The organism is Chroococcidiopsis sp., from assembly GCF_051657925.1.
Taxonomy (GTDB): domain Bacteria; phylum Cyanobacteriota; class Cyanobacteriia; order Cyanobacteriales; family Chroococcidiopsidaceae; genus Chroococcidiopsis.
In genome coordinates this window covers 1-10,620 of record NZ_JBOFLP010000186.1, presented here as the reverse complement: position 1 = coordinate 10,620, position 10,620 = coordinate 1, and the positions used below count along the sequence as shown (strand labels likewise).

Here is a 10,620-nt window from a genome sequence, read left to right as displayed (position 1 = left end):
AGTCGAAGAATTGGGTCTGACTCGGAACACGAAATTTACCTGTCCTTGCTCGACTTCAACCTGTTTAACTAGAGTGCGAATGAGTTCACGTTGAGTTGCCCAGTCAACCTGCTCTAGACCATTCTTGACTCTAGCAGTGAACTCGTGTAAGCGAGTGACGATCAAGTGCAACTGGGTATGCAATGACATTTCCTCAGATACCTGTTTTGCTCGAGCTTCCAGCACTGCTACCCGTTGTTTGAGACGAGTTAGCCGTGGCTCAAACTCACCCTTATCAATTAAACATAAACGCATAGCTATCAATTAGCCGCCCCATTCCTTGACGCAGCTTAGACATTTGAGCTTCTAAATTGGCTAGATTTAATTGTTGAGCATTAGTCGGCTCTTGCTGACGACGGTGATACTCCTGCTCCAGTCTTTGTGGATTTTCTAGTAGTGCTCGTACTTCCGCCCAGACAGCAACTTCTAATAAATCTGTCCGGAGTTGAGTGTTTGAACAGATGCGTTGACCACCAAAACGATAGGCATCTGTGCCGATGAGCGCGGTAATAAGCATAGTCGCGGGTTTTGCCTTTAGCTGCTTTGTTACTCACTGGTTTGCCGTAGTAGGAATAGCCACACTGCTTGCAGACAACTAATCCTTGTAGGAGATACTTAGCTCCTCGTTGAGTTTGCCGAGCGCGCCGAAGCAATGGGGTGGGGATTACCTGTCATCACAACGCCAGTAGGGGAATTCCCGATTTGATTGTCTCGGGGAAAAATGGTTTATTAGTCCAACCTGGAGATATTCAACAACTAAATGTTAGTTGGTGCTACTCATTTGGTATGGCATGAATATATGCCTCAGTGGTTGGAAGAAAAGCTGAATAAGCAAAATGCCGAACAGATACTACTTCAACATATTAATAAAGTCGTGACCCGCTATGCTAAAAAGATTCATTTTTGGTCTGTAGTGAACGAAGCAATTTTAACCTCCGATAAACGACCGGATGGATTAAGAAAAACGCCGTGGTTAGAATTATTAGGACCCGATTATATTGAAATGGCGTTTCGTGCTGCTGCTGCCGCAGATCCGCAAGCTTTGTTGCTATATAACGATAACGCTTTGGAAGACGATATTCCCTATCACGACGAAAGGCGAGCAGCGGTATTAAAATGGTTAGAAAGATTGAAATCTAAAGATACTCCCATACACGGTTTAGGTTTACAATCTCATATAGGCAAATTAGATAATTTTAGCCCCAAAAAACTGAAAACTTTTTTGCGTGATGTTGCTAGTTTGGGTTTAAAGAGCATTATCACTGAAATGGACGTTGGAGATGCAGGTATGCCGACAGACATTAAAGTACGCGATCGCATGGTTGCTGAAGTTTACAAACAGTTTCTCTCGGTAGTCTTGGAGGAACCAGCGGTTTTGGGCGCAATTACTTGGGGATTGAGCGATAAGTATACATGGCTTTCTAATTATGCACCTAGAGAAGATGGCACGCCAGTAAGCTCGCTACCGTATGATGCTGAAATGAATCGTAAGTTAGCTTGGAATGGCATTGCTCTTGCTTTCGAGCATCTGAAACAGCGTCGTAAATCTTCTAAACTTTGGCTTGCATGGAGAAGACTTCAAACACAAGTTTAAAAGTGAAAGTTGTTTAATCAATTTTTTATGACTACGCCGCAGAAGATCCCCCCAACCCCCCTTAAAAAGGGGGGCATTGTTTCCCTGGTCATGAAGGAAAGAATTTTTTTCTCTCATTAATACAATCATTGTTTCCCCCTCATCAAGGAAAGCATTATTTCCCATTATTTCCCCCCTTATTAAGGGGGGTTAGGGGGGATCGGCTCCCCGCCATAACAGGCAGAATTAGTGTTAGTGGCAAGCCTTTTTCATCTAAAATTCACGACGAGAGAACACAATAATTGCGATCGCCAACATTAATACTGTATAAACTACACCATAGATAGCATTAGTTATGAGCGTCATCGCATCGGGTAAGGCAGAAAAACCATAAACAGCTTGATTTTTTAAATCTAGTCGCGATAGATCGGGTAAGACAAGATACAAATTTCTCACTAATTGTTCGATCGCGGGATTTTTACTCAAGCGTCCGAACTCTAATAAATCTTGACTCAAATTCCCCATCAAATAAATGCCAAAACAGAGTAAGGTAGCTAGTACTGTACTGGTAAATACTCCTAAAACTAACGCGATTGCCGTCATTAAAGATAACTGCAAAAACAAATAAACGACTGCTAAAAGTATGCTGCCTAGCGGATAAGTCAATTGATTTAATTGCAGCAAAGCAAGAAAAATAGCTGTCATGGCTGTTACCAAAGCACCTAAAACAGCTGCTAGTCCTAAATGTTTGCCCGTAATAAACTCACTATGACTGATAGGTTTAGCAATTAATACCAATACGGTACGTTTTTCAATTTCTTTATTCACCAATCCCGTACCGACAAACACCGCGACAATTAAACCCAAAACATTCATCGCCGCCAAACCGAAATCCAGAATAATTTTATCCTCAGCCCCCCCTGCAATTTGGGGAATTAGCATCACCGCCCCACCCAAGAGTAGAGCATATAGAGCGATGATATAGAGAATGCGATCGCGCACCACTTCCCGAAACACATTCGAGCCAATTGTAAACACCCTAGTTGGATTCATAATGTTCAGTTATCAGTGAAGAAAGGGAGTAGGGAGTAGGGAGTAGGGAGGACAAGGAAGACAAGGGAGACAAAGTCATTCAAAATCCAAAATCTGAAATCCAAAGTTTCCTGACTCCTAACTCCTCATAAATGACCAATGACCAATGACCATTTCTGTTTTAACTGTTGTAATTGCTAATGCCCAGAGGATAGAAGCTTCAGTTACAATCTAAGACGGCACGCCAAGAGGGGACGACTGTGAGTAGGAACGGTATCGGAATAAAAACGGCTCAGGTGCGATCGCAGCGGGTTGTCGGTCAGATTCACGTTTACGATGGCGCGGGTAAAGGTAAGTCTCAAGCGGCTTTAGGCGTGGTCTTGCGCTCGATTGGCTTAGGAATTCACAGCCGCAATGATACCCGCGTTTTGCTACTGCGGTTTCTTAAGGGACCAGGACGGGCTTACGATGAAGATGGGGCAATTAAGGCTCTACAACAAGGTTTTCCTCATTTAATCGACCAAGTACGGACGGGACGAGCCGAATTTTTTGGTCCTGACGAAATTACCCGTTTCGATCGCCTAGAGGCACAGCGGGGTTGGGATATTGCTAAAGGGGCAATCGCTTCTGGTTTGTATTCCGTGATTGTTTTGGACGAACTCAATCCGGTGTTAGATTTAGGTCTGCTACCCGTGGATGAAGTTGTCAGCGTTCTCCAGTCAAAGCTAGAAGAAATCGAAATTATCGCCACAGGACGCGGCGCACCCCAAAAACTGCTCGATATTGCCGATCTGCACTCGGAAATGCGCCCGCACCATCACCCTACAGCTGAGATGCAGGGAATTGCTGGAATTGAAATCTATACGGGGGCGGGTAAAGGTAAGTCTACCAGCGCCCTTGGTAAGGCACTGCAAGCGATTGGCAGAGGGATTAGTCAGGATAATTCCCACCGCGTTCTGATTATGCAGTGGCTCAAAGGTGGTAGCGGCTACACTGAGGATGCCGCGATCGCGGCTTTACAGCAAACTTATCCGAATTTGGTTGACCATCAGCGCTGCGGACGCGATGCGATCGTCTGGCGCGGACAACAGCAAGAACTCGACTATGTAGAAGCCGAACGGGGTTGGGAAATTGCTAGAGTGGCGATCGCTTCTGGTTTGTACAAAACTATTATCCTCGACGAGCTGAACCCAACTGTAGATTTAGAATTGTTGCCGATTGAGCCAATTATGCAAGCGCTACTGCGCAAGCCCCGCGACACGGAGATTGTCATCACTGGGCGCTGTCAAAATCCCCCTGCTTATTTCGACTTGGCTGCAGTTCACTCCGAGGTATACTGTCACAAGCACTATGCTAATAGTGGAGTAGAACTCAAAAGCGGCGTTGATTTTTAATTGTAGAGACGTTACGTGCTACGCCTCTACAAAGTACCCATAAAAATTCATGGAAAACACTCAAACATTAGATCTGATTACTGGTGGCATTGCGATCGCGATCCTAATTGGCGGTTACTTGATGATGTTTACTGATATTTTTACTAGGAAAAAAAAGTAGTTTTTTTCAGTTGAAAGTCTTGCTGTAACTTAGTTTGAGCGACAGCTATCGTAGCATTTTTTTATTTTTACGAGTTGTTTAGCGTTGACTAAACAACCTAAATGCTATACTGTTATTATTGCTAATCGCAAGAAAATTTTATGACTTAAGAACTGAAAGCAACAAAACAAGCTAAAGGTAAACTGAGTCATTATTGGCAGGTTATCTAAAAATTGCGCGAATTTCCTAGCCTTTAGCTGCAAAGCACAAAAACAAGGCAAATTTTATGTATTATCAAGCAGGAATACCTGATATATAGCTATTTTTTCTGAAACGCTTTATAAGATTTAGCGTTATGGCTGTCATTGGTCATTAGTCATGGGTGACTGATAACTAGTGACAATAATAGCTGTTGCCGTCAGTTGCCGCGATCGCAGCGAATAAATTTAGAGTGTTTCCGTCTAAAGTTATAGCTGGCACTGAACATAGGTTTTAAATCTTTTCTCGTCGATTTCAGCTTCTCTTCTGATAACCGCTAGTTTTCTTTTGGAAGGCGATCGCAGTTATAAGGGTTTAGTAGTGCCATATTCTTATATGGTGAAATCTGCATAGACATAAATATTTTTTGCGCCTATTTTTTCGGACTTGAGTTTAAGCCTGAAAATATCTGGCGTTTGAATCAGTTTTGGTTCGTAGTGGGCGCTGCCCACACGACTAGTTCTGGTGTCTCAATCAGTTTTAGTTTGTAGTTGGCGATGCCCTACAAGCTACTGATAAATGACTGACCAATTACCATTTACCATAAGATGAAAAGTTATGCTGACCCGCAGAAACTTCATCGAACAAGCAATTATTACTCCAATTCAAGCTGTAGCAGCCGCCAAAGTTTTTAGTTTATTTCCAATTAATTACAAACCAAAAATTATTATTATTGGTGCTGGGTTATCAGGACTCGCAGCAGGATACCTTTTATCTCAGAAAGGTATCGATTTAACTGTTTTAGAAGCACGTTCTCGCCTGGGCGGGCGCGTTTATTCTCAGACGATCGATGAAAATGAAAATTTAGCAGTGGAACTAGGTGCAGAGTGGATTGGTGCTTCTCATCAGCGAGTTATTTCTCTTTGTCAAGAATTGGGCTTGGAATTGCACAATAATCAGTTCAATACCCATTTGTTATATCAAGGTAAATATTTTCGTCAAAATGAATGGGATTTTTCCGATGCTTGCAATAATAAATTAGATAATTTGCTACAGGCTTACTCGAATCTAAGTGAAGCCAATAAGATGAAATTGGATAAGATTGACTTGTGGCGTTATTTAGTTGACAACGGTATTAAAGATAAAGACTTAGATTTTATCGAGTTAATTAAAAGTACAGATTTGGGTGAAAGTATTCGTTTTGCTTCTGCTTTTCTTGCCTTAGATGAATATGTTGAATCGCAAGAAACCTATCATATGGACTATAAAATTAAAGGAGGTAATAGCAAGCTAGCCAAAACTTTAGCAGAGAAAATTGGACGAGATAAGATTCTCCTCAATCGTCAAGTTGTAGCAATTGAACAAACGGGGCGATCGGTAACAATTACCTGTGCCAATGGAGACAAGATCGCTGCTGATAAAGTTATTTGTACTTTGCCGACAACGGTAATGAAAGATATTCGCTGGAATCCAGTTTTACCAGCAGATAAATTAGAGGCGATCGACGCATTACAATATAGTCGAATCAATAAATATGCCACTTTGTACAATCGTAGATTTTGGCAGGATGAAAGCTTCGATCTGATCACTGATGGACCCGCTCATTACTTCTACCACGCTACTAAAAATCAAGCTTCTACCAAAGGTGCATTGGTCTCTTATACGATTGGTGACAAAGCTGATATTTTTGCTAGGCAATCCAATGCGGGGAGAAATGCATTAGTTGAAAGTGCGTTAAAACCAATTTTTGGCGATACAGAACAGTATGCTTTAAAGCAGATCAATCATTATTGGGGAAATGATGAATTTGCCAGAGGAAGCTATGCTTTTTACGGCAAAAATCAATGGTTTAATATTCGTCCTATTTTGCAAAGAAAGTTTAAACACGTTCACTTTGCAGGGGAACATATAGCTGATTGGCAGGGATATATGGAAGGAGCAATTGAGACGGGTGAAGCCGCTGTCGCTGCTATTTTGGGATAAATATCTCTCCCTAAATAATGAAAGTTTCATTTTTAACCGAGTGGAATCAGAAGCAAGAGGACAAGGAGGCGATACCAACGCTGAGGGAGAAAACGTCAGTGGAGGCAACATTAACATCGACACCGATTTCCTCGCTGCTTTTGACAACAGTGACATCAGCGCCAATTCGGAGAATGCGCGTGGTGGCAATGTCACCATAAATGCGACTGGCATCTTCGGGATTGGGTTGCGCGATCGCCCCACCCCGTTGAGCGATATTACCGCTACCGGAGCGACTTCAGCTTTAAGCGGCAACGTCCAACTGAATATCGAGCAGGTGGAACTCAACCGTGGATTAGTCGAATTACCCGCGCAAGTCGTGGATATATCGGGTTTAATTGTCTCTGGCTGTCGAGCTACCACCGAAGGCAGTTCGTTTATCGTGACAGGACGCGGGGGATTGCTACCGACTCCGCAGCAAGAATTGGACGACGATCCAGCGTGGCGCGATCGGCGTTTGGTGGGAATGAGGGGGAAGAGAGCTGAGGAAGTTGAGGGAGTGAGTTATAGCTGCTCAATTTCATTGCGAGGCTAAAACGAGTAAATCGAGTTGGTTTACTCTTTTTTCTGTCTATCTATTTAATTTTGTTCTTGACTTTGTTTCACATTCCACACGGTCACTTTGCTCAACGGAGGAAACCCCCGCACGCAAGTGACCTCCTCTATGCAAGCTCAACCCTCTACACGAACAAGTTGTTGCGCTGCGCTTCAAAGCTCTAACTTACCTAGTAGATGAGTGCGGTGAAGATGTATTTCTATATTGCTAACAGTAAGAAATGCGCTCGCAGTTCTTTAGTTTAAGAAGGTCGAATATGACAGATGTAATGGTCTAAACGTGACATTTATTCGATGCGATCGCTCGTTCCTTGCCGATAAATTAAGGCTAACGAACGAGGGAAACCTCACCGCTCAACAAAACTAGCAATTCAATAAAAAACAATACATTCAGGAGACGAAACATGAAACTGACCTATCGCGGTACAACATACGATCGCCATCCTTCTCAAGCTTCCAATCGCCCATTTCAACAAGTTCGCGAACCTGGAGCAGCTTATAACCTCAGTTACCGTGGCGTGACCTATCAACTCAATCCTAACGCCCAACCTGTAGAATCTGCACGACCAGTAACCTATCAAGCAATCTATCGAGGCATTACCTATTTTGTTCGCAAAACTGCGCGCGGGGAAGTTACATTTCTCGCTCAAGTCGAAAAATCTCCTACACAAGCGCCTTCGTGTAGCCTGCTAAATAGGCTGTTTCGAGTTTAGTATGAGAAACGCGGAATTTTCCTCTTGGGCAGCATAGTTCCACTGGAAGAACCCTAAATTACAATATCTAGACTTAAAATCAGCGAAGAATTTAGTATGCGAAAAATTGCAATTATTGGGGCTGGTCAAGCCGGACTCATACTAGGTATTGGTCTGGTTGATGCGGGGTATGCAGTAACTTTGTTTAGCGAACGCACCCCCGAAGCGATTCTAAATGGCAAACCAATGGGAACGCCAGTCTTGTTTCCAGACGCACTACAACTCGAACGTAACTTAGGACTAAACTTTTGGGATCGAGAGTTTCCTGACTGCGTGCGATTTCGCAATGAGGTGTGCGATCCCCAAGGAAATACAGCCTTAGTTTTGTCATCCGATTTACAACAGCATTGGCAAGGAATCGATCAACGCCTGAAGTTTCCCACTTGGATGCAGGAATTTGTCAAACGTGGGGGTGAACTGGTAATCCAAGCCACGACACCAGAAGACTTAGAGGAGTATGTTCAAACTTACAACTTAGTTGTAGTAACTGCGGGTAGAGGCTCTTTTTCGACTTTATTTGAGCGAGATGCCCAAAAATTCGAACATGACTCGCCACAACGCCACGCCGTCTCGTTAATTACTACTGGATTCAAGGGAGATCCAGTCGATCTACATACGGCTAGAATGACGGTTTTACCGAGTGTTGGCGAAATCATTCAACTTCCTTTCTACGCCAATGGCAAACTTTCTACTTTACTTGCCTTTGGAGCCTGCATTGGTGGAGCAATGGATCGATTCTCCCAGGCTCAAAGCGGTCAAGAACTGCTGGAGGTGGGCAAAAAAGCGATTCAGCAGTTAAAACCCGACTATTACGACGCGATCGCCGATTTGGAATTGGTGGACGATCGAGCCTGGGTCAAGGGTGCAATTACGCCGACCGTGCGTCAGCCGATCGGACGCTTGCCATCCGGTGCAGTGGTGATGGGCATTGGTGATGTCGTTCTCTTGCACGATCCGATCGCGGCACAGGGAGCGAATAACGCTACAAAAATGGCACATCTGGTGACGCAACGCATCATCGAACATGGCGATCGCCGCTTTGATGAGTTTTGGATGCAAGGGATATTTGATGAATTTTGGCATTACGTTCAGTACAGCCGTGCCTTGACGGATTGTTTATTAACACCTCCAGCTCATTTACAAGATTTGATGGTAGCAATGGCTGAAAATCCAGAAATTATCAAAGATTACTTACAAGGTTTCAACCATCCACCCAGCTTATCTTCATGGTTTTTTGAACCGGAAGCTGCCAAGAATTATCTAGCACAAAAGAATGCAATGCCCAGTATCCATTGCAAAACTGTTTTAGCAATATGAATTAATTGCGTTCGCATGCAAACAAATTATTCAGAAACCAAGAAATATAAAAGATGAAACGGTTAATTGTATGCTGCGATGGAACTTGGCAAAACTTATCTAGCCCGTATCCAACTAACGTTGTTAAAATTGCCCAAGCGATCGCACCTATAGACAGCAATGGAATTCCTCAACTTGTCTTCTACGATGAAGGTATTGGAGCGGGAAATCAAGCAGAAAAGCTATTTGCTAGAGCCGATAGAATTCTGGGTGGAGCCTTCGGAATCGGGATTGACACTAATATTCAGGATGCCTATCGCTTTTTGTGTCTAAATTATGAGATTGGTGACGAGATTTACTTATTTGGTTTCAGTCGAGGTGCTTATACTGTACGCAGTCTCGCGGGATTAATTCGTTGTACCGGAGGTTTACTGCTGCGTCAAAATATCCGCGAAGCACCTTATATGTATCAGATATATCGCGATCGCCAACTCACTTTGCGGGAGAAAGAAAAATTCCGCCAAGTACCTAGAATTCCCCCAAGAGGCGAATATAGTTCTGAAGCAGAGCAGGTTTATCAACAGCAAGAGCGACTTTATCAAGAATGCCGAGATAAGGCGCATCAAATTTACCGCGATCGCAGCTTTCTTTCATTAGAAGAAGCAACGGAAAATCCTGATTCAGAAAAAGTCCGACAGGATTTGCAACAGAAAGAAGATAAAGTGCGAGAATTACTAAATCGCTATCAAATTCCACTGCTAGGCGATCGAGAAAGTAGGCGCGAGGTTAAGATTACCTTATTAGGATGTTGGGATACAGTTGGAGCGTTAGGCGTACCCGATCGAATTCCGGTTCTGAGCAGATTGATAAATCGAAAATATAAATTTCACGATACCTATCTCAGTTCAATTATTCAGAATGCCTTGCACGCTATAGCAATTGACGAGATTCGCAGAGTCTTTAATGTTACTCCAATGCAAAAAAGTTCTAGAGCGGGTAATCAAACGCTAGAGCAAGTATGGTTTCCAGGCACTCACGGTTGTACTGGTGGTGGTAGTTGGAATGAGACGGGGCTATCGGATGCAGCTTTATCATGGATGATGGATCGAATTACAGCTCTGGGTCTAAAACTGGAGTTCGACCAGACGGCGGTTGAAGGCGGAATCAACCACAACTATCGGGCTGCATTCAACAACGAACCCGATATCTTTTATAGATTAGCAGGGGGATATCAGCGCGAAATTACTGGAGTTTCCAATTTAGAATCTGCCCAATTTCATGAGAGTGTAAAAAACCGCTGGCATTACCCCTTTAACAAAGATATCCCTCCTACTGAACTTTATCGACCAAAAAATCTTGAAAGTTATATTCAAGAATATCCAGAAAAGTTTCCAGACTGGAAAATCTAGCGTTTCCCATGTATGTGCAATACATCTGTAGGGGTGCATAGCCGTGCGCCCCTACAGATCCGTGTACCTCATCTAACTGAGAATAGCTATAACTATTGGGAGGTGTTGTAGAAGTGTTGATAAAGGTTAAATTGACAAACCAAACTCGGATCGATTAATAAACAGCCCAATCACAATATCATGCATCAGAATTGTCTTGGAAAAACAAATA

At 43.2% G+C, this 10,620-nt stretch carries 10 protein-coding genes and 3 pseudogenes; 9 read left to right on the top strand and 4 right to left on the bottom strand.

What is annotated here, in order from left to right; all coding sequences use genetic code 11:
• Window positions 1-294 (bottom strand): annotated as a pseudogene (locus ACRC32_RS15050) (hypothetical protein); the annotation flags it as partial.
• On the bottom strand, window positions 275-556 hold the full coding sequence (locus ACRC32_RS15045) for a hypothetical protein (RefSeq protein ID WP_438554732.1): 282 nt from the start codon (window positions 554-556) through the stop codon (window positions 275-277). The pseudogene ACRC32_RS15050 and the gene ACRC32_RS15045, both read right to left, overlap by 20 nt.
• Window positions 557-799: 243 nt before the next feature.
• Between ACRC32_RS15045 and ACRC32_RS15040 the strand changes: the two genes are divergently transcribed.
• Window positions 800-1,633, top strand: coding sequence for an endo-1,4-beta-xylanase (locus ACRC32_RS15040; RefSeq protein WP_438554731.1), 834 nt, complete (start codon window positions 800-802; stop codon window positions 1,631-1,633).
• Between the two features lie 252 nt (window positions 1,634-1,885).
• On the opposite strand, the gene ACRC32_RS15035 is transcribed toward ACRC32_RS15040, so the two are convergent.
• Window positions 1,886-2,665, bottom strand: coding sequence for an ABC transporter permease (locus ACRC32_RS15035; protein ID WP_438554730.1), 780 nt, complete (start codon window positions 2,663-2,665; stop codon window positions 1,886-1,888).
• A gap of 239 nt (window positions 2,666-2,904) precedes the next feature.
• Between ACRC32_RS15035 and ACRC32_RS15030 the strand changes: the two genes are divergently transcribed.
• The 8 genes and pseudogenes from ACRC32_RS15030 (at window position 2,905) to ACRC32_RS14995 (ending at window position 10,409) form a co-directional block, all read left to right on the top strand.
• Window positions 2,905-4,038: a cob(I)yrinic acid a,c-diamide adenosyltransferase gene (locus ACRC32_RS15030; protein WP_438554729.1), complete on the top strand. Its 1,134-nt coding sequence runs from the start codon at window positions 2,905-2,907 to the stop codon at window positions 4,036-4,038.
• 535 nt (window positions 4,039-4,573) lie between these two features.
• Window positions 4,574-4,621, top strand: coding sequence for a hypothetical protein (locus ACRC32_RS15025; RefSeq protein ID WP_438554733.1), 48 nt, complete (start codon window positions 4,574-4,576; stop codon window positions 4,619-4,621).
• A gap of 372 nt (window positions 4,622-4,993) precedes the next feature.
• Window positions 4,994-6,358: a flavin monoamine oxidase family protein gene (locus ACRC32_RS15020; protein WP_438554728.1), complete on the top strand. Its 1,365-nt coding sequence runs from the start codon at window positions 4,994-4,996 to the stop codon at window positions 6,356-6,358.
• Window positions 6,327-6,932, top strand: a complete 606-nt coding sequence (locus ACRC32_RS15015) for a hypothetical protein (protein ID WP_438554727.1) — start codon at window positions 6,327-6,329, stop codon at window positions 6,930-6,932. The genes ACRC32_RS15020 and ACRC32_RS15015 overlap by 32 nt, the downstream gene beginning before the upstream one ends.
• Window positions 6,933-7,065: 133 nt before the next feature.
• Window positions 7,066-7,164 (top strand): annotated as a pseudogene (locus ACRC32_RS15010) (Mo-dependent nitrogenase C-terminal domain-containing protein); the annotation flags it as partial.
• Between the two features lie 192 nt (window positions 7,165-7,356).
• Window positions 7,357-7,665, top strand: coding sequence for a DUF4278 domain-containing protein (locus ACRC32_RS15005; RefSeq protein ID WP_438554726.1), 309 nt, complete (start codon window positions 7,357-7,359; stop codon window positions 7,663-7,665).
• A gap of 96 nt (window positions 7,666-7,761) precedes the next feature.
• The gene (locus ACRC32_RS15000; protein ID WP_438554725.1) at window positions 7,762-9,021 is read left to right on the top strand and encodes a styrene monooxygenase/indole monooxygenase family protein; all 1,260 of its coding nucleotides are present in this window, start codon (window positions 7,762-7,764) and stop codon (window positions 9,019-9,021) included.
• Between the two features lie 53 nt (window positions 9,022-9,074).
• On the top strand, window positions 9,075-10,409 hold the full coding sequence (locus ACRC32_RS14995) for a DUF2235 domain-containing protein (RefSeq protein WP_438554724.1): 1,335 nt from the start codon (window positions 9,075-9,077) through the stop codon (window positions 10,407-10,409).
• Between the two features lie 126 nt (window positions 10,410-10,535).
• On the opposite strand, the pseudogene ACRC32_RS14990 reads toward ACRC32_RS14995, so the two are convergent.
• Window positions 10,536-10,620 (bottom strand): annotated as a pseudogene (locus ACRC32_RS14990) (IS1 family transposase); the annotation flags it as partial.